Source organism: Bradyrhizobium sp. 31Argb (genome assembly GCF_043638955.1).
Classification (GTDB): Bacteria; Pseudomonadota; Alphaproteobacteria; order Rhizobiales; family Xanthobacteraceae; genus Bradyrhizobium.
In genome coordinates this window covers 1-19,067 of record NZ_JBEGDB010000084.1, presented here as the reverse complement: position 1 = coordinate 19,067, position 19,067 = coordinate 1, and the positions used below count along the sequence as shown (strand labels likewise).

Below are 19,067 nucleotides of genomic sequence, written 5' to 3'. Positions count from 1 at the left end.
CTCCGTGATGACAGGCGAAAGCCGCCTGCGGGGCGCTTAGCATCAATGGCGAACTCACTATGTCAGCGCAGTTTCCTCCCCTTGTTGACGCACATCAAAGGGCATTCGGCCTCCCTTCTTTATTGGTTCACGGAGAGCTCGCAGAGGCAAGGGAGGATCGACATGGCACGCGTTGCATTGGTTACGGGCGGCGTTCGGGGCATTGGCGCCGCGATCGCACGGGCACTTCAATCCGCAAGTTACCGCGTCGCGGCGACCTATGCCGGCAACACCAAGGCTGCCGAGGCGTTTCACGCTGAAACAGCCATACCGGTGTTTCAATGGGATGTCGGCGATTTCGCCGCCTGCGGCGCCGGCGTGAAGCAAGTGGAAGCCGCGCTCGGTCCGATCGAAATTCTCGTGAACAATGCCGGCATCATCAGCGACAGCAGCCTGCACAAGATGACGAAGGCGCAATGGGATGCGGTGATCAATACCGACCTCAACGCCTTGTTCAACATGTGCCGGTCCGTGATCGAGGGCATGCGGTCGCGCAAGTTCGGCCGCATCGTCAACATCGCGTCGATCAACGGCCAGAAGGGCCAGTTCGGACAAACGAATTATTTGGCTGCGAAGGCCGGTGAGCTCGGCTTCACGCGGGCACTTGCGCTCGAGAGCGCGAAGGTCGGCATCACCGTCAACGCGATCTGTCCAGGCTATACCCATACCGAGATGCTGGATGCGGTCTCGCCGGAGGTCATGAAGGACGTGATCCTGCCGCAGATTCCGGTCGGCAGGCTCGGCCGGCCCGAGGAAATCGCGCGCGCCGTCGTCTTTCTCGCCGCCGACGAGGCCGGCTACATCACCGGATCGACGCTGTCGATCAATGGCGGCCAATATATGGGCGGCTGAGCGCCATCGAAACCACCAAGACCGCTGAATTGGAGCAAGGAGAAGCAATGTCCAGCACCGCTACGCCGAAGACGACCACGACGCATGCCCATGCCATCGTCTGGATCGATCATCTCACCGCCAAGATCTTCGGGATGGGATTGACCGGCGTCGACACCATCGTGGTGCCCGCCCACCTTGCCTCGTCCCATCTGCATCACAAGGCCAACAGCGTCGGCGCGGGCAAGGTCGAGAGCGATCCAAACTTTTTGGTGACGATCGGCCAGGCGTTGCAGAATTGCACGAATGTCCAGATCATGGGGCCGGGGAACGAGAAGACCGAGCTGCTGCACCATCTGCAGGACACGCACCCGAACATCATCCTGCGCGTCGAGGCGAGCGATCACCCGACCGACAAGGAGATCATCGCCCGCGGCAAGGAATTTTTCGGCTTCGCTTAAAGCTGGAGCGCGTTGACTTCACCTCCCGCTTGCGGGAGAGGTCGGCGCGCCAGCGCCGGGTGAGGGCTCTCTCTACTGGGGGACTCGTGGAGAGGGCCCTCACCCCAACCCTCTCCCGCAAGCGGGAGAGGGAGCGCAGCGTCCATCGTGGACGCAATTCGCTGCATGCGGTTCGGACCGCCTGATCCATGCGGGAGGCCGTGGCAAACCAGTTTGATGCAGCTCAAACGGTCTGTGGCGGTGCTAGCGTAAATGGAACCAATGGAGATTGGTATGACAGCGCAGGCCATGGATTCCGTCACATTCGAGCCGGTCAAGCCGCCGTCGCAGGACGGCGCGGTCCCCGCGGTACCAGCACCGTCCGAGCCGGTATCGGCATTCGACGTGATCGATCACCTCGCCCATGCCACGATCGCCCGCTGGACCGGCGGCTTGTCTCCCGCCGCGCTGACGCTGGCGATGCTCGACTGGCAGCTCCATTTGGCGATCTCGCCGGGCAAGCAGCTTACGCTGACACGGGATGCGATCCGCGACGCGATGCAGTTTTTCGAGACACTCGCGAATCCGCATCCGGTCTATCGCACCTGGAGCATGATCGCACCGGCGCCGAACGACCGGCGGTTTTCCGAGCCGGATTGGGAATTGCCGGCCTTCAACATGCTGGCGCAGGCGTTCCTGTTGACCGAGCGATGGTGGCAATCCGCGACCACTGATGTTCATGGCGTGGCGCGGCACGATGCGGCGATCGCGGATTTTGCGATTCGGCAGTGGCTGGACGTGCTGGCGCCGACGAATTTCGCGCTGACCAATCCCGAGGTGCTGCGCAAGATCATGGAGACCGGCGGCGGCAACTTTGTCGGCGGCCTGCACAACTGGCTCGAGGATTGGAAGGCGCTGGTGACCGGTCACGGGCCGGAACATGAGTTCGCCGTCGGCCAGAACGTCGCCGTCACCAAGGGCAAGGTGATCTATCGCAACGAACTGATCGAGCTGATCCAGTATTCGCCGACCACGTCGCAAGTCCGACCCGAGCCGGTCCTGATCGTGCCGGCCTGGATCATGAAATACTACATCCTCGATTTGTCGCCGCACAATTCGCTGGTGCGTTTCCTGGTCGAAAACGGCTTTACCGTCTTCATGATATCCTGGCGCAACCCGACGCCCGAGGACCGCGGCATCAGTCTCGAAGACTATCGCCGGCTTGGCGCCGATGCCGCGATCGAGGTCATCAACCGGATCGTCCCCGGCCAGCCGATTCACGCCGCCGGCTACTGCCTCGGCGGCACGCTGCTGTCGATTGCGGCGGCGCGGCTGAGCAAGGAGAAGCCGGACTGCCTGCGCACCGTGACGCTGCTCGCCGCGCAGACAGATTTCACCGAGGCCGGCGAGCTCACGCTCTTCATCAATGAAAGCCAGGTCGCGTTCCTGGAGGACATGATGTGGCAGCGCGGCGTGCTCGAGACCAACCAGATGGCGGGCGCCTTTCAGATGCTGCGCTCCAACGACCTGATCTGGTCGCGGATGATCCGCGACTACCTGATCGGAGAGCGGCAGCCGCTCAGCGACCTCATGGCATGGAATGCGGATGCCACCCGCATGCCCTATCGAATGCATTCCGAATATCTCCGCCAGCTCTTCCTCGACAACGATCTTGCCGAAGGGCGCTATCGCGTCGACGGCCAGCCGATCTCGCTGTCCGATCTGCATGCGCCGATGTTCGTCGTCGGCACGCTTCGCGATCACGTCGCTCCCTGGAAGTCGACCTTCAAGATCCATTTCCTTGCGGATGCGGACACGACCTTTGTGCTCACGAACGGCGGACACAATGCCGGCATCGTCGCGGCTCCCAACGAGCCGTGGCACTCGTATCAGGTCCTGACCAAGCTGAAGGACGGGCCTTATATCGGGCCGGATGAATGGCTGAAGGTCGCACCAAAGTGCGAAGGCTCCTGGTGGCACGAATGGGTCGCGTTCCTGAATGCCCATTCCGGCGAACCGGTCTCCCCGCCATCCATGGGCGGCGCCGGCAAGGACGAGGACGCCACCGCGCTGGAGGCTGCGCCCGGCCGCTACGTGCTGCAGCACTAGCCCGTAGCCCGGGTCCGGGTGGAGCGCCAGCGTAACCCGGGACCTCTGGGTCAGCGTTTGCGCGCGGCCCCGGGTTACGCGTTCCGCTTCACCCGGGCTACAGGTCATCCCGCGGAAGATGTGGGATGCTCCGCTCCAAGGTCTCTTCCGGAGTCCCTGACGCATCCACGATCGCCCAATCGACAGAGCCGGTGTCGATGCTTTCCTGGAATAGCGCCACGTCTTGGGTTGCGTCCGACGCATCGTTCCGGCGCGCGCCGATGCGCGCGAGGCGGACGGAAGTCTCGGCAACAAGGAATATCCCAAAGAAATCGACGCCGAGGGAAGCCGCGAGCGGGCGAAGCTGGTTTCGCTCGTCTTGCTTCAGGAACGCGGCGTCGACCACTGCGGAAAGCCCCTGAGCCAGCACAGCTCGCGCGCGGTCCAGCATCGCGTCGTAGACGCGTTCGGAGGTTCCGGGCGCGTAAGCCGACTCGGGCAGTTTGACCAGCGGACCGACGCCAAAGATCTCCTTGCGGATCACATCCGAGCGCAACAGCACCGCGCCGGGTGCGGGCTGGACCAGTCCGGCGATGGCGCGTGCCAGCACGCTCTTGCCGGTGCCGGAGCGACCGCCGACTGCGATGAGCGACGGTTTTCCCGGCGCGATCAGTTCGAGTGCGAGTTCGAAATACGACTGCGCGTCCGACAGCACGGCGGCGCCGCCGCCCTGCGCATGCTTGGTCAGGAGCACATTGGCCCTGATCGCGGCGCGGATGGACAGGAACAGCGGCAGCAAGGCAAGCGCGCCGGCGTTCTGCCGCCATGTGGCCTGCAGATAGGCATTCAACAGCCGGTTGGCGGCAGCACGGTTGCCGAAATGCAAGAGGTCCATCAGCGGAAAGGCGAGGTCGTAGAGAACATCCGTGGTGGCGATGACGGGATCGAATTCGATCGCATCGAACAGGCGCGGCTTGCCATCGATCATCACGATGTTGCCCAGATGCGCGTCGCCATGGCAGCGCCGCACCATTCTGGCGGCGGCGCGCTGCTTTAGAAGCGGTTCGCTCTTGGCGAGCAGATTGCAGTTCAGGACATGCAGCCGCTCGACCTCGGCGCCGGCAAGCGCGGGATGGCCGCGAAACGCGATCGTGTTGCGCTCGATGATGCCGGGAAGCGACGCGAGCCAGGTCTCGCCATCTGAAACCGGCGCGCTGTCGTGGGATGCCGCGATCGCCTTGGCCAGCGGCTCGGCCAGTTCTGGCGTGATCTCGCCTCGTGCCGCCAGATGGTCGAACGTCCTGTTCTCGTCGAACCGCGCCATCTCGACCGTCCACTCGATGACGTCTCCCTTGCCGTCGATTTCAGGGCCGGCTTCGCCTTCCGTGATAGGCACGACGCCGCGATAGATTTCCGGCGCGAAACGCCGGTTGACGGCGATCTCCTCCTCGCAGGCGTGCTTGCGCTTGTCGAGCGAGGAGTAATCCAGATAGGGCAGCCTCACCGCGCGCTTGACCTTGTAGACGCGGTCGGGCTTCAGGAACACGATCGAGCCGTGCGTGTCGACCCGCCGGGTATCCTGCGCGCCGGACTGCTTGCCAAGAAAATCCAGCACGCGGTCCTGGTCGGTCGCGCCTCGATGCAGGGACGGTGGCGTCATGGCTGCAACACCGCAGCGCCGACCAGATTGCCGCTGCGCAAGCGCGTCAACGCCTCATTGGCCTGATCCAGCGGAAAGGTGGTCGTCGTCGTCTCGATGCCGGCCTCGCGCGCCACCTTCAGAAAATCCCTGCCGTCCTGCCGTGTCAGATTGGCGACCGAGACGATCTGCCGCTCCTCCCAGAGAATATCGTAAGGGAAGGACGGAATGTCCGACATGTGGATGCCGGCGCAGATCACGCGGCCGCCTTTGCGTAAAGCGCGCAACGCCTGCGGCACCAAGGCACCAACCGGCGCATAGATGATGGCGGCGTCCAGCTCGGCCGGCGGCTTGTCGCCGGAAGCGCCCACCCAGTCGGCGCCAAGCGACAGAGCGAGTTGTTGCGCCTCGCTGTCGCCGTCGCGCGTGAAAGCGTAGATCTCGCGGCCTTGCCAGCGCGCGACCTGCGCGATGATGTGGCCGGCAGCACCGAAGCCATAGATGCCGAGGCGCTTGCCGTCGCCGGCCATCACCAGCGAGCGCCAGCCGATCAAGCCGGCGCAGAGCAGCGGCGCCAGCGCGACATCGTCGCCGTGTCCTCGCCGAGCGGAAAGCAATAGCGCGCATCGGCGATCAGGTGGCTCGCAAACCCGCCATCGCGCGTGTAGCCGGTGAAGCGTGGATGGTCGCAGAGGTTCTCCTTGCCTTCGCGGCAATAGGGGCAGGTGCCGCAGGTGAAGCCGAGCCAGGGCACGCCGACGCGCATGCCGGGCGCGAGGCCGTCGACAGCCTCGCCAAGCGCATCGACGCGGCCGACGACCTCGTGCCCGGGAATGATGGGATAGCGGATGTCGGGCAATTCGGCGTCGACGACATGCAGGTCGGTGCGGCACACGCCGCAGGCGGAAACCTTGACGCGCACCTCGCCCGGTCCGGGCGATGGATCGGGACGCTGCTCACGCACGAGCGGCGTGTTAGGTGCCTGAAGGACCATCGCGTACATCAGGAATACCTCTCCGAGGCCACAGGGGAAACTTGCGGTCTTTTTTGCGTTGGTTCCAGTCTGCCGCGCATGCTCCGGGTCTCACTTGATTTCGCTCAACGCCCGTCCTTCGGACAGGCCGTAGAGAAGCATCTTGGTCATTCCGGGGCGATGCGCAGCATCGAACCCGGAATCCATTTCACCGCTTGCATATGTCGCAAGATGGATTCTCTGATGTGCGCTTGCACATCAGAGTTCGCGCGTTGCGCGCCCCGGAATGACAGAAGGGATGCCGTAGCGCGGGTTCGACCTTCTCGGTGTGAAACTATGATCGGCAGCGCGGCACTCTTCGCCGCTCTCGCGCGTTATACGTTTGCGGGCGGGCCGAAGAGCGATACGGAGCAAGCATGGCTGTCGAGACGGAACTGAAATTTCGCGTCGCCGCGCGCAACCTCAAATCTCTCGCCGGCTGGCGCATTCCCGGCGGAAAAATGGGTGAACGGTCGGAAAGCGATCTGCTCTCGACCTATTTCGATACCGGGAAACACAAGCTGAAGCGCCACGGCCTGACGCTTCGCGTACGGCAAAACGGCAGTACGAACATCCAGACGATCAAGTCGGCGAATGGCGCGCAGTTTGGCCGAGGCGAATGGGAAGCCGAGATCAAGAACCGCACGCCGGACCTTCGTGAGGCCGACAACACTCCGCTCGAGCCGCTCGCCTCGAGGAAGCTGCAACGCAAGCTGAAGCCCGTGTTCAAGACGGCGATTCATCGCACCACCGTTCCGCTCCGGACCAGGAGAAGCGAGATCGAACTCGCCATCGATCGGGGAAGGATCGTCGCGGGTCACCGAGCGAGCCCTGTCGAGGAGCTCGAACTTGAGCTGAAACGCGGGCGGCTGGCCGATCTGTTCCGCGTTGCCAGAGCGATCGAGCAACGGTCGGGAGCCGAGCTCGACTTGCGGTCAAAATCGGACCGCGGCTATGGCCTCGTGCGCGGTAGCGAGGAACCGGTCGTTTTCGCCGAGCCGATCGAGTTGGAAGCCGATATGACAGCGGGCGAGGCGTTCCACGTCATCGCCCGCGCGACGGTTCGTCATTTCTCTGGAAACGCGGATACCGTCCGCAATCTTGATGCGGAAGGCGTTCACCAGATGCGGGTAGGACTCCGGCGGCTGCGCGCGGCGATCTCGCTGTTCTCCAAGGTGCTGCCTCGTGCCAGGACGGGGGCCCTTAAGCGCGAGCTGAAGTGGCTCACGGCTGAGCTCGCGCCTGCGCGCGAAATCGACGTGTTCATCAAGGAGCAGGTCGAGCCGGTCACGCATGACCGCGCGCTGAGCCGTGGCGGCAAGGCCATCAAGGAGGAGTTCGGCGAGAAGCGCGCCAATGCCCTTGCGCGAGCGAAGAGGGTGGTGAGCTCGGAACGGTTCCGCAGGCTGCTGGTCGACACGCTGGAGTGGATCGAGTCGAAGCCGAACTCGCCAAACGCGCACGGGGACGTCCCGATCGAAAAATTCGCGACCGACGTTTTGCACCGCCGTACCAGGAAGGCGCGCAAGCAAGGCCAGCATCTTGATCGGCTGTCGCCGCGCGCGCGGCACAAGCTCCGGATCAGGATCAAGAAGATCAGGTATGCGGTTGACTTCTTTGAGACGCTTTTTCCGGCCAAGCGCGACCGAAAGCGGCTCAAGCGCCTGTCCAGCCATCTCAAGAAGATCCAGGATGCGCTCGGCGCGTTGAACGACTTTGTTGCGCATCGAAAGATGGCCATGGCGGCGGCGCTGCAGGCGCCGCGCGAGAACAGGCGGGCGCGTGCGCTTGCGGCCGGCGTGGTGGTTGGCCGCGAGGACAAGGCGATCAGGCCGCTGATCAAGTCCGCCCTCAAGGAGGCGCGACAGCTACAAGTGGTGTGAATTCGCGCTACTTCGATTTGTCCGATGTCGCGCGCTTGCTGCCGGCGACATCCGCCTCCCATCCGAACACGGAGCGGCCGCCGAGCGCGGGCGATCGGTTGCGTTCCTGCGCGACGAACGCATCGAAGGATGGGCCGGTTGCGGTTCGCTCCAAGAGGCGCGCCTGATTGTCGAGGCGCTTTAGCGCCTGCATCTCTTCGTCGCGGCCGAGGCTCGCCTGCTGCACGGCCGTTTTCAGCATGCGGATGGTTTCGTCGTAGACCTTGATCGGCACCGGATAGGGATGGCGGTCCTTGCCGCCATGGGCGAGCGAGAACCGCGCGGGATCCTTGAACCGGTAGGGCGCGCCATGGACGACTTCGGCGACCATCGCGAGCGACTGCACGGTGCGCGCGCCGACGCCTGATGTCAGCAGCAGTTCGGGAAAGTCGCGCGGGCCGCATTCGGCGGCCGCCGCCAGCGTGCCGTGCAGACGGCGCGTGAACACGTCGCTGGCGCGCACGTCGTGATGCGCGGGCATGATCAGATGCGGCAGCTCCGGCTGCGGGCCGGGCTGTTTCGACAGCGCGGCATATTCGCGAGCGATGCCGTCGGGCCCGAGCGCGCCGAGCAGATCGAGCTGTGCCGAGCGCGAGCGTTCGGCGCGGTGGTCGGTCAGGTTGATGATCTCGCCCTGCGCAGGACCGTCGATCGCGCTGTGTGGTTCGTCGACGAAGCTGCGCAGATTTTCGGAATGCCAGTGATAGCGGCGCGCCTGCCGCTTGTCGCCGTTCATGCCCTGCTGCACCACGGTCCACTTCCCGTCCTCGGTGACGAAGAAGCCGTGCAGATAGAGCTCGAAGCCGTCCTGGACGGCGGCGCTGTCGACCTTGGCCACCAGCCGGCTGGCGCGTGTCAGTGCCGCGCCGTCGAAGCCGGTACGTTCGCCGAGCGCGGTCAATTCGTCCGGCGTGCGACGCGAGTTGCTGCCGCGGCCGCCGCAGACATAGATGCCGAGCTCGCCTTGCAGCGGCACGAGCCCGCGCTTCAATGCGCCGATCACGGATGTGGTGATTCCAGAGGAATGCCAGTCCATACCCATGACCGCGCCGAAGGATTGGAACCAGAACGGATGGGCGAGGCGCTGCAGGAACTCCTCGCGCCCGTAATGGTGGACGATCGCCTGCGTGATGATCGCGCCGAGTGCCGACATGCGCTGGCACGCGCCCGTTATGGAGCGGAAGATCGGCGCTGCCGGTTCGTCGTGCCATGGGGGTCCCGATGCTGAATCAGACGGAGTGTAGCAGCTCTTGCTTCACCTCTCCCAGAGGGGAGAGGCGCAGTTTCGTAGCCCGGGTGGAGCGCCGCGCAACCCGGGACTTCTTAAGACTGCGTTGAGAGCGGCTCCGGGTTACGCTGACGCTCACCCGGGCTACGGCACTGGTGCGCCGCTCAGTCCCGCATCGTGCGCAAGGTGATGGAGTAGCGGGGTGCTTCGACGGCGGGGATGCTATGCTCCCAGATTTGTCTGGCCTCACCCGAGAGCAGGTAGATCGACCGGGGTTGCGCCTCCAGGGTGAAGCGCTCCCACTTGTCGCCGGCCGGGCGGCGGAAGCGGAACTTGCACGGCGATCCCAGCGACAGGCCGAAGATCCGGTCGAATTGCGGCTTGTCGCGGTGCCAGCCGATGCCGACGCCGGTCTCGTATTCGGTGCAGAGCGCCTGGGCGATCTCGGTCCCTGATCCGCCAAAGGCCTCGACCTGCTCGATCACGGGGCCAAGCCAGTCGGGGATGAAATCGGCCTCGCGTAGCCGGCGCTCCGTATAGTCGTAGCGGAAGCCGAACGAGGCCACCCGCCGCTTGCCCTGATATTGGCCGAACTGGAACGGCTGCAGCGGAAGCGCCGCGATGCGCGCGATCAGTTCCCGTTCGATGTCGGGCGAAAGGAAATCGGCGGCATAGCGCAGTCCCTCCGGCGCTGAAAACGCGGAGGAATTGTCGGCAAAAAGGGCGAGCTGCTCGGTCAAGCCGGCGGTCCTTATCTCGGCATGGCAGGATCGGCCCTTAATATAGGGCGGAACAGCGCGGCATGAAGGGGCCGTCGATCGCATCGCCGGACCAGGTGCGGCGGCCCTTCACGCGCGCGTGCGTCACTCCGCGGCCATCTCCTGCGCGCCGCCGAGCAATTTCACATTGAGGCGGCCGCCGGCGAACAGCATGTCGTCGAGCGCCTCGTCGATGTCGGCTGATATCACCGACTTGCCGCCGTCGCGCGCGATGCTGGCCTGTGCGAGGCGCCGCATCAGCTCCTTGATGAAGGCGGCGCTGGCGCCATCCGTGCGCCGCACCGCTTCATCGACGGTGCTCTCCTCAAGCGGCAGGTTCTTGCCATAGAGCCGCACGAGCTTGCCGCGGCCGATCGCATCCGGCAGCGGCACCTCGATCGCTTGGTCGATGCGGCCGGGCCGGCCGGCCAGCGCGCTTTCGAGCTCTTCGGGGCGATTGGTGGTGAGCACGAACAGGATGTCGGCATCCTCCTTCAACCCGTCCATCTCGTTGAGCAATTTGTTGAGCAGCGATTCCTCGCACGGGCCCATCAGTTCGCGGTCGCTGGCAATCAGGTCTACGTCTTCGATGACGACCATCGTCGGCTGCAGCAGCCGCGCCAGATTCATGTAGGCTTCGAGCAGCCCGATCTGTTCGGCGGTGATGATCAGCGTCGTATGTCCCGGCAGGTTGGTCGCGAGATAGCGGATGGTGTGAGTTTTGCCGGTGCCCGGCGGGCCATAGAGCAGGATGCCCTTGCGCGTCGACTGACCCAGTCGGCGCAGCGCGTCGCGGCTACCGACAAAGTTCAGAACATTGCGCTCAAGCAGTCTTAGGGTCGGTTCGGGCAGGATAACGGCCTCGCGATCGATCGGCGGCAACCGGTGCACCGTTACTCCCCTTGAGCGTCCGCGATATTCGGCTCCGCCGTCGAGCGAAAGAATCTTGCCGCGATAGGAGCGTGCTGCCTGCACCGCTTGCTCGAGTTCCGAAAAACAGCGCTGCACGAAGGTGTCGCCGGTTGCGCCGGTCGGCACCGCGATCTCGATCCGGATCGCGTCCTCGTTGCGGGATTCGCGATAAATTGATAGCAGCACCGCGTAGCGAAGCTCGCCAGCGCGGCACAGCCACAATCCGTTGTTAAGACATTTCACCGCCGCCGGCTCGCCGACGTCGACTTCATAATACTGCGGCGGAGCGATCACCGGCGCATTGCGCCCGTCGTTCATCAATCCCGCAAAAGTCAGCGTCTCGTAGCGATATTCTTCGTGGACGCCGAAGAAGTGGATCGGTGAGGCGAGCAATCGGTCCAGCGCGACTTGAACGTCCGCGCGCATATGACCCGGAAAGCCGCGCGCCCGCGTCACGAGCTGGTTGCGCGGAATGCCGGCAAAATGCCAATCAATCGCGACGTATGTGTATCTGAATTCTTCGCCCTGCAATTTTTCGGATGCATCCCTTGCCGCGAGCAGGCAATCGCTGCAGAGGCAGGCGATCTTGTCGCCGAGCTGCACCTCCTGCACCGGCGGCGGCGCGCCGCACAAATCGCATGGGCCGCTGGTCCTTACTGCCTCGCTGGTAATCTGAAGACGATGCCCGGCCGCGCTGATGCGCTGTTGCGCGGTTTTCCAAAGCGCCGCCGCGACCCGGGACGGATAAGGGCCGCAGGTGGCATTGCCTTGCTGGTCGATCTCGGCCGCGAACAGGATCGCCTCCCGTTCCGACTTGCCGAACACGGCGCGCAAGAGCTCCCTGACGAACTCCCGTGGCGTCTCGTCATCATTGTGGAAGACAAACTGAAACGATTCGGCGCCGGTATACCCGTCGTCCATGAAATCCCTCTTGCACGCAACTTAAGATCGGAAGAACAAAAAAAGAACATCACGAAACCTGCCCTTCGTCAAGCAGGCCAAACTAGAAAATGTCGGAGAGCTTTGCCGGAGGACGATTCGACACATCTTCGGCAGATTGACAGCGCACAGACCGCGATACCGATTCGCCGCTCGCGCGGGCCGCGCTTGTGAACTGCCTGTCGCTGCGACTTGATCAAATCGGCGGGCATGGTCCATAAGCGGCGTCCTCGCGACCGGTGGTTCGGTTGCTTCGAAGTGGTGCAGAGGGAATTGCGTGGCAAAGATTCATCAGCAGATTGCGCAAGAGCTTGGCGTGCGCGAACAGCAGGTCGAGGCGGCCGTCACGTTGCTCGACGGGGGCGCCACGGTGCCGTTCATTGCCCGCTATCGCAAGGAATTGACCGGCGCGCTCGATGACGCGCAATTGCGCACGCTGGAAGAACGGCTCACCTATCTGCGCGAGCTCGAGGAGCGCCGCACCGCGATCCTCAATTCGATTCGCGAGCAGGGCAAGCTCGATGCCGCGCTCGAAGCGCAGATCATGGCCGCCGACAACAAGGCGCGTCTGGAGGACATCTATCTTCCCTACAAGCCGAAACGTCGCACCAAGGCCGAGATCGCCAAGGAGGCCGGGCTCGAACCTTTGTCCGAGCTGTTGATGACGCAGCCGCAGCATGATCCGAAAGCGCAGGCGGCAGGTTTCGTCGATGCGGAGAAGGGCGTGGCCGATGCCGCCGCGGCGCTGGAAGGCGCGCGCGCGATCCTGGTCGAGCGCTTCGACGAGGACGCCGATCTGATCGGCGCGCTGCGCGAGGAGGTGTGGACGAATGCGCGCATGGTCTCAGCCGTGCGCAAGGGCAAGAAGACCGAGGGCGAAAAGTTCAAGGACTATTTCGACTTCAGCGAGCCGCTGCACAAGCTGCCGTCGCACCGCATCCTGGCGCTGTTCCGCGGCGAAAAGGAGGAGATTCTTGACCTGCAGATGCAGCCGGAGGCAGAGCCGCCGGTTGCCGGCGTGCCGAGTGCCTATGAATTGAAGATCATGAAACGTTTCGGCATTTCCGATCTCGGCCGTCCCGGCGACAAATGGCTTATCGAAACCGTGCGCTGGGCGTGGCGCACCAAGATCCAGGTGCATCTCAACATCGACCTGCGCATGCGGCTGTGGACGGCGGCGGAAACCGAAGGCGTGCGGGTGTTCGCCTCCAACCTGCGCGACCTCTTGCTGGCGGCGCCCGCCGGTGCGCGTGTCACCATGGGGCTCGATCCCGGCTATCGCACCGGCGTCAAGGTCGCCGTCGTCGATGCGACCGGCAAGGTGCTGGCGACGACAGCGGTCTATCCGCACGAGCCGCAGCGGCAATGGGAGGAGGCGCTCGCGATCCTCGGTAAGCTCGCCATTCAGCATCGCGTCAACCTGATCGCGATCGGCAACGGCACGGCCTCGCGCGAGACCGATAAGCTCGCCACCGAACTGGTGAAGCGGCTGCCGGACTTGAAGATGACGAAGATCGTCGTCTCGGAGGCCGGCGCTTCCGTTTATTCGGCCTCTGCCTACGCGTCGGAGGAACTGCCCGGGCTGGACGTCACCCTGCGCGGCGCGGTGTCGATCGCCCGCCGCCTGCAGGATCCGCTCGCCGAGCTGGTGAAGATCGATCCCAAGGCGATCGGCGTCGGCCAGTATCAGCACGATCTCGGCGAAAGCAAGCTGGCGCGCTCGCTCGATGCCGTGGTGGAAGACTGCGTCAACGCCGTCGGCGTCGACGTCAACACCGCCTCCGTCCCGCTGCTGTCGCGGGTGTCGGGCATCGGGCCCGGCTTAGCGCAAAGCATCGTGCAGCACCGCGACTCGAACGGCCCGTTCAAGTCGCGCAAGGCGCTGAAGGAGGTGCCGCGGCTGGGGCCGAAGGCGTTCGAGCAATGCGCCGGCTTCCTGCGCATCAATGATGGCGAGGACCCGCTCGATACGTCCGGCGTGCATCCCGAAGCCTATCCGGTGGTGCGCCGAATTCTCGCAGCGACCAAGAGCGACATCAAGGCGCTGATCGGCAACAGCGAGATCGTGCGCCAGTTGAAGCCGCAATCGTTCGTCGACGAGACCTTTGGCCTTCCGACGGTCACCGACATCCTGCGCGAACTGGAAAAGCCCGGCCGCGATCCCCGTCCGGCGTTCAAGGCCGCGGTGTTCAAGGAAGGCGTCGAGGAGATCAAGGACCTCCGGGTCGGCATGATCCTCGAGGGCACCGTCACCAATGTCGCTGCCTTCGGCGCCTTCGTCGACATCGGGGTGCATCAGGACGGGCTGGTGCACATCTCGGCGATGTCCAGGACCTTCATCAAGGATCCGCGCGAGGTCGTCAAACCCGGCGACATCGTCAAGGTGAAGGTGCTGGACGTCGAAGTCGCCCGCAAGCGCATCGCGCTGACGCTGCGGCTCGACGACGAGACCGGCAAGAAGGATTCGAAGGGCTCATCGCGCGACGGTGCTCGCGGGCCGATGACGTCCTCTGCCCCGCGCAAGCAAGAACAGCCCGGCAACGCCTTCGCCGACGCCTTCCGTCGCGCCAACGAGAAGAACGGCAAACCGTTGCGCTGAGCGGAGGCAGCCTCCGCGGGCTGATCTCTCATCGTGCTCGCGGACGCAGCCACTCACTCCAAACCTCTTCCCGTCAAGGACGGGAGACGTGCCATCGCTCGCCTTTATCAGGATCAAGCACGGAAGATAACTTTCGTGTCAGAATCTGTCACCTTTGTCAGTTGAAGTCGAAGGAAGATTTGGCTCTCCTGATCCTTCTCTTGTCGCGACGTGATGCGTCGCTGCAATTCAACCAGGAGGAATCGGGATGAAGAGCAAGCTCGTCAATTCCCTTATCGCGGGTGCGCTCACGAGCGCGCTTGCGCTGGCATCGCCGGCCTTCGCTCGCGGAGGCTTCGGGGGCGGTGGCGGCTTCCATGGCGGCGGCATGGGCGGTGGCTTTCACGGCGGTGGCATGGGCGGCGGCTTTCACGGCGGCGGCTTTGGCGGAGGCTTCCGCGGCGGTGGCTTCGGAGGCGGGATGCATGCCATAGGCGGAGGTCCGCGTTTCGGCGGCATGGGCGGAGGACCGCGTTTTGCCGCCATAGGCGGAGGACCGCGTTTTGTGGGTGGGCGGTTTGCCAGTGCGCGGTTCGCGAATGCTGCATTCGCGCCTCGCTTCGCGAGCCCTGCCTTTCGAGGCGCAGCCTTTCGAAGCGCAGCCTTCCGGCATGGCTTCCATAACCGCTTCTTCCGCAACCGCTTCAATCGCTTTGCGTTCATCGGCGTGCCCTTCGGCTACGCCGCCTACGCCGGCTACTACGACGACTGCTGGACCAGAGTGTGGACGGGATATGGACTGCAGTGGGTCAACGTCTGCGGGTACGACGGTTACTACTGACTGCCGAACGACGGTGTGATGATCGTGCCAGGGTACCTTCCGGCGAAGCCTCGCCGGGTGGGCCTTGGGTAATCGTCACATTCATGTGAGCCGTCCCGCGCAACCATCGGAGTACGATGAGCGTCTCCGACAAAGCCAGTTGCGCGACGTCCTGGTCTGCAGGAACGCCGCGCCTTCGTGGCCAGTCATTCGGAAGAAGACCATGACGGCAGGTCATCGCCGCATTCTGGTCGTCGAGGACGACCCGGAAACCGCCGGCCAACTCGCCGAGCAACTCACGAGCAGCGGCTACGAGGTGGATCTGGCCGCGAGTGGCAACGAAGCCCTGCGCCGCGGCACGTCTCGCGACCATGCCCTGATCACGATCGACCGCATGCTTCCCGACATCGATGGCCTCGCGGTCATGCGTCAATTGCGCGACGGTGGCGTCGCCGCTCCCTTCCTGATCATCAGCGCGCTCGGCGAGGTCGATGATCGGGTCCGTGGCCTGCGCGCCGGCGGCGATGATTATCTGGTCAAACCTTTCTCCTTTGTCGAATTGCTGGCGCGGCTGGAAGCGCTTGGCCGGCGCAGCGAAACCATCGCCAAGGACACCATCCTGCGGGTCGGCGATCTCGCCATCGACCTGATCTCGCGCACCGCCAACCGCCGCGGCAAGGACATTCCGCTGCTCCCGCGGGAATTTCAGCTTCTGGAGTATCTGGTCCGCAACGAAGGCCGCGTCGTCTCCCGCGCGATGCTGCTGCAGCACGTGTGGGATCTTCACTTCGATCCCTCGACCAATATCATCGACGTCTATGTCGGACGCGTGCGTCGCAAGGTCGACGACCAGCAGGCCTATCCGTTGATCCATACCGTCCGCGGCATGGGGTACTGTCTCCGTGCTCCTGGCTGATACACTGAGGTCAACGACCTTCAAGCTGGCGCTGGCCGCGATCGTGACCTTTGGCGTAATCGCCTCCGCCATCTTCATCTATGTCTATCTGTCTACTGCCTCTTTCGTGCGCAGCCGATCAGATCAGGCCATCATGGCCGAATATTCCAGTTTGCTCGGCGCTTACGAGCGATCAGGACGCAGGGAACTGATCGAGCTGATCCGAAATCGGATAGCTGGCAGCAGTTCTGCAGAACACGTGTATCTCCTGGTCGATCATGCATCGGCCGTTCTCGCCGGCAATCTCGACAAATGGCCTTCGGCGGCCACGGCAGCGCAGGGATGGACGGAGTTTCATGCCCCTCGTGCGTCGGATGCAGCAAGTCAATCGCGGTTTCGCGCCATGTCTGCAACGCTGCCGGGCGGCGATCGCCTGCTGGTGGGAACTGATATCAGCGACCTCGACAGCTTTGCCGCCAAGATCTGGGCGGCGGTAATTGCGATCATTTTCTTGATGTTTGTGATTGCGGTGGTGGCGAGCATCCTGGTCACGCAGCGAACGGTGGGACGAATAGAAGAGATCAACGCGACCAGCCGGGCCATCATGCAAAGCGGCCTCGACAAGCGAATTCCGCTGCGCGGCAGTCATGACGAATGGGATCGCGTGGCGGAGAACCTGAATCTGATGCTCGATCGCATCGAGGCCTTGATGGGCGACGTCAAGCAGGTGAGCGACAATGTCGCGCATGATCTGCGGACGCCGCTCACCCGGATGCGCGGACGGCTGGAGAAGGCCTTTCACGGCGGGCGTATCGGCGAGAACGATCAAGCGCTGATCGGCGACACGATCGCGGACCTCGATGCCGTCCTGGGGATGTTTTCGTCGATCACGCGGATCGCACATATCGAGACCCAGGTGCGCAAGGGCGCGTTTCGCAACGTGAACCTGGTCGAGATCGCAAGCGAGGTCGTCGAGCTCTATGATGCCGCGGCGGAGCGCGATGGCACCGATCTTTCCATAACTGGCGACCGCGAGGTGCGGGTGACCGGCGACCGCGATCTCCTGTTCGATGCCATCGCCAACCTCGTGGACAATGCCATCAAGCACGGCCGCGCCGGTGGCAAGATCGTGGTTGCCTGCGAAAATGTCGATGACGGGGCCGTCATTGCGATCACGGATGACGGGCCCGGAATTCCCCAGTGCGAACGCGACCATGTCTTCAAGCGATTTTACCGGCTCGAGCAGAGCCGCTACACGCCTGGCAACGGCCTTGGACTGAGCCTAGTCGCCGCGGTGGCCAACCTTCATGGCGCCCGGATCGAGATGCTCGATCATTCACCGGGTCTTCAGTTCAAGCTCTGGTTCTCGGCGCCGGCGAGTTAGCGGAATTGTCTGTCGACAACAGGCCAGTGAAGAGCGGACGGGCGTAGAGCCGAACCGCGGTCTCCGGGGTGATACCAGGCGCCCATCGCTGCAACTCGGACGCTGCATTGACCATCGTCGACACGAGCTGCGCGGCAATGGAGGCGTCGAGCGTGCGCACCTGGCCCTGTTCCATTCCTTCCACGATAAACCTGCCGAAACGCTCGGTGAGGCGGTTGAGCCCGGCCTGGGCATCCTTTCGCCGGCCGAGCGGGAGCGCACCCCAGGCAGTGATCCGCAGCAGGGGTCCCTGATCGGACAGTTGAAAGCGGACAAGCTCCCGCGCGCTCGTGCAGAGGCGAGCCCAACCGGATGGGCTGCGCTCGATGGCGAGCGACTGCATTCTCCGGACCACCTCAAAGGTTCGTTCGAAGCAGGCGAGGATCAATTCGTCCTTGCTCGTGTAGTGATGATAGAACGATCCCTTGGTCAGGTTGAGGCTGCTCGCGATCCTTTCCAGCGATGCGCCGCGATAGCCCTGTTCATTCACCATCATGGTGGCCGCGCGCAGAAAGGCCTCTGGAACGACGTCCCGTGCGGTCGCAGCTCGCGGCCAACCGAGCTCGGGCGCTCCGCCTTCCCGCCAGGATTTGGGGGACCGAGCAAGGCCATCGATCAGGATCGCAGACATCCTTTCAGCCGCCGGCCGATAGTCGGACGGCTCATAGCGTGAGATCCATGCCCGCATCATGTTGACGAGCGACAGCAGGAGGTGGGCTCTCGCATTTCGCGACAGGCGATCTTCCGCCGACTCGCTGCGGGGAAGCAGCGAGCGCACGCTGCGGAACAGATCGTTGTAGGCGTCGAACACGCGACGTGCATGGGATCCGGTCAGTGCGCGGATATCGTTGAAGAGCACCAGCTCGTCCCGCGTGCCGGTGGCGATCTCCGCCAAGAGATTGGCGTAGCCGCATACGTAGCTGCGGATTCTGTCTTCCGGCCGGCTCTCCCGTGCCGCGTCGAGGACCACGGTTTTGGTTGTCTCTATCGCCGCGAGCAGACATGCCGCCGCGAGGTCTTCCTTGCGGCGATAGTAGTAGGTGATGCTGTGGGTCAGGAGCCCGACATCCGCTGCGATCTCGGCCAAAGTCGCGCCCTTCAGGCCGTCGCGGTTGAACAGGCGCGCCGATGTTCCGATGATCGCCTCGCGCCGCTTCAGGTATTTTTGCGTGTACCGAGCCGGATCACTGCGCCGCGTCGACCTCTCGGACGGCATTATTGTGCGGCCATGTCGTGGAGGTGGCAGGCGACGGCCCGACCGGCACCGAGGTCGCGCAGCGCAGGATCCTCGTGTCGACAGCGATCCATCGCAAGCGGACAGCGCGTGTGAAAGCGACAGCCGGACGGCGGATTCATCGCGCTCGGCACCTCGCCCGAGACCGGAACGCGTTTGCGGGTGGCCTCGACGACGGGATCTGCGACCGGCACGGCCGCCAGCAGTGCCTGGGTATAAGGATGGAGCGGCTTAGGGTCTGTTGGGATTCATCGGGAGTTTATCACGGCAGCGGTCAGATGGATCATGGCTGCGAAGCTTTGATCTGTC

General features: G+C 63.8%; 11 protein-coding genes and 4 pseudogenes. 8 read left to right on the top strand and 7 right to left on the bottom strand.

Annotation, left to right across the window (positions count from 1 at the left end; all coding sequences use genetic code 11):
- Window positions 1-162: 162 nt before the first annotated feature.
- The 3 genes from phbB to AAFX91_RS18150 all read left to right on the top strand — a co-directional run bounded on the left by phbB (window position 163) and on the right by AAFX91_RS18150 (window position 3,419).
- Window positions 163-891 carry an acetoacetyl-CoA reductase gene (gene phbB / locus AAFX91_RS18160; protein WP_394567317.1) on the top strand — a complete coding sequence of 243 codons (729 nt, stop codon included), beginning with the start codon at window positions 163-165 and terminating at the stop codon, window positions 889-891.
- Window positions 892-938: 47 nt separating this feature from the next.
- On the top strand, window positions 939-1,331 hold the full coding sequence (locus AAFX91_RS18155; RefSeq protein WP_394567316.1) for a hypothetical protein: 393 nt from the start codon (window positions 939-941) through the stop codon (window positions 1,329-1,331).
- A gap of 273 nt (window positions 1,332-1,604) precedes the next feature.
- A complete protein-coding gene (locus tag AAFX91_RS18150) occupies window positions 1,605-3,419 on the top strand; it encodes a PHA/PHB synthase family protein (RefSeq protein WP_394567315.1) in 1,815 nt (604 codons plus the stop codon).
- A 97-nt stretch (window positions 3,420-3,516) separates the two neighbouring features.
- Here the strand turns inward: AAFX91_RS18150 and AAFX91_RS18145 are convergent, their stop codons facing one another.
- The gene (locus AAFX91_RS18145) at window positions 3,517-5,058 is read right to left on the bottom strand and encodes an AAA family ATPase (RefSeq protein ID WP_394567314.1); all 1,542 of its coding nucleotides are present in this window, start codon (window positions 5,056-5,058) and stop codon (window positions 3,517-3,519) included.
- Window positions 5,055-6,040 (bottom strand): annotated as a pseudogene (locus AAFX91_RS18140) (zinc-dependent alcohol dehydrogenase family protein). Before AAFX91_RS18140 ends, AAFX91_RS18145 begins: the two are co-directional and overlap by 4 nt.
- Before the next feature lie 386 nt (window positions 6,041-6,426).
- On the opposite strand from AAFX91_RS18140, the gene AAFX91_RS18135 reads away from it, so the two are divergent.
- Window positions 6,427-7,932 carry a CHAD domain-containing protein gene (locus AAFX91_RS18135; RefSeq protein ID WP_394567313.1) on the top strand — a complete coding sequence of 502 codons (1,506 nt, stop codon included), beginning with the start codon at window positions 6,427-6,429 and terminating at the stop codon, window positions 7,930-7,932.
- A gap of 7 nt (window positions 7,933-7,939) precedes the next feature.
- Here AAFX91_RS18135 and AAFX91_RS18130 read toward each other — a convergent pair.
- The 3 genes and pseudogenes from AAFX91_RS18130 to AAFX91_RS18120 form a co-directional block, all read right to left on the bottom strand.
- Window positions 7,940-9,182: pseudogene (locus AAFX91_RS18130) on the bottom strand (DUF763 domain-containing protein).
- 181 nt (window positions 9,183-9,363) lie between these two features.
- Window positions 9,364-9,939: an alpha-ketoglutarate-dependent dioxygenase AlkB gene (locus AAFX91_RS18125; protein WP_394567312.1), complete on the bottom strand. Its 576-nt coding sequence runs from the start codon at window positions 9,937-9,939 to the stop codon at window positions 9,364-9,366.
- A 123-nt stretch (window positions 9,940-10,062) separates the two neighbouring features.
- Entirely contained in the window at window positions 10,063-11,790 is a 1,728-nt protein-coding gene (locus tag AAFX91_RS18120) for an ATP-dependent Clp protease adaptor ClpS (protein ID WP_130582690.1), read from the bottom strand.
- Between the two features lie 295 nt (window positions 11,791-12,085).
- On the opposite strand from AAFX91_RS18120, the gene AAFX91_RS18115 reads away from it, so the two are divergent.
- From AAFX91_RS18115 to AAFX91_RS18100, 4 genes and pseudogenes are all read left to right on the top strand, one after another.
- Complete coding sequence (locus AAFX91_RS18115; protein ID WP_130582691.1) at window positions 12,086-14,407, top strand: Tex family protein; 2,322 nt, start codon at window positions 12,086-12,088, stop codon at window positions 14,405-14,407.
- A 247-nt stretch (window positions 14,408-14,654) separates the two neighbouring features.
- Window positions 14,655-15,227, top strand: a complete 573-nt coding sequence (locus AAFX91_RS18110) for a hypothetical protein (RefSeq protein WP_394567311.1) — start codon at window positions 14,655-14,657, stop codon at window positions 15,225-15,227.
- Between the two features lie 202 nt (window positions 15,228-15,429).
- Window positions 15,430-16,122, top strand: coding sequence for a response regulator transcription factor (locus tag AAFX91_RS18105; protein ID WP_130578264.1), 693 nt, complete (start codon window positions 15,430-15,432; stop codon window positions 16,120-16,122).
- A gap of 427 nt (window positions 16,123-16,549) precedes the next feature.
- Window positions 16,550-17,485, top strand: a pseudogene (locus AAFX91_RS18100) (sensor histidine kinase); the annotation flags it as partial.
- Between the two features lie 112 nt (window positions 17,486-17,597).
- On the opposite strand, the pseudogene AAFX91_RS18095 reads toward AAFX91_RS18100, so the two are convergent.
- Window positions 17,598-18,740, bottom strand: a pseudogene (locus AAFX91_RS18095) (TetR/AcrR family transcriptional regulator); the annotation flags it as partial.
- Window positions 18,740-19,006, bottom strand: coding sequence for an oligopeptide/dipeptide ABC transporter ATP-binding protein (locus AAFX91_RS18090; protein WP_394567321.1), 267 nt, complete (start codon window positions 19,004-19,006; stop codon window positions 18,740-18,742). The pseudogene AAFX91_RS18095 and the gene AAFX91_RS18090, both read right to left, overlap by 1 nt.
- Window positions 19,007-19,067 lie beyond the last annotated feature (61 nt).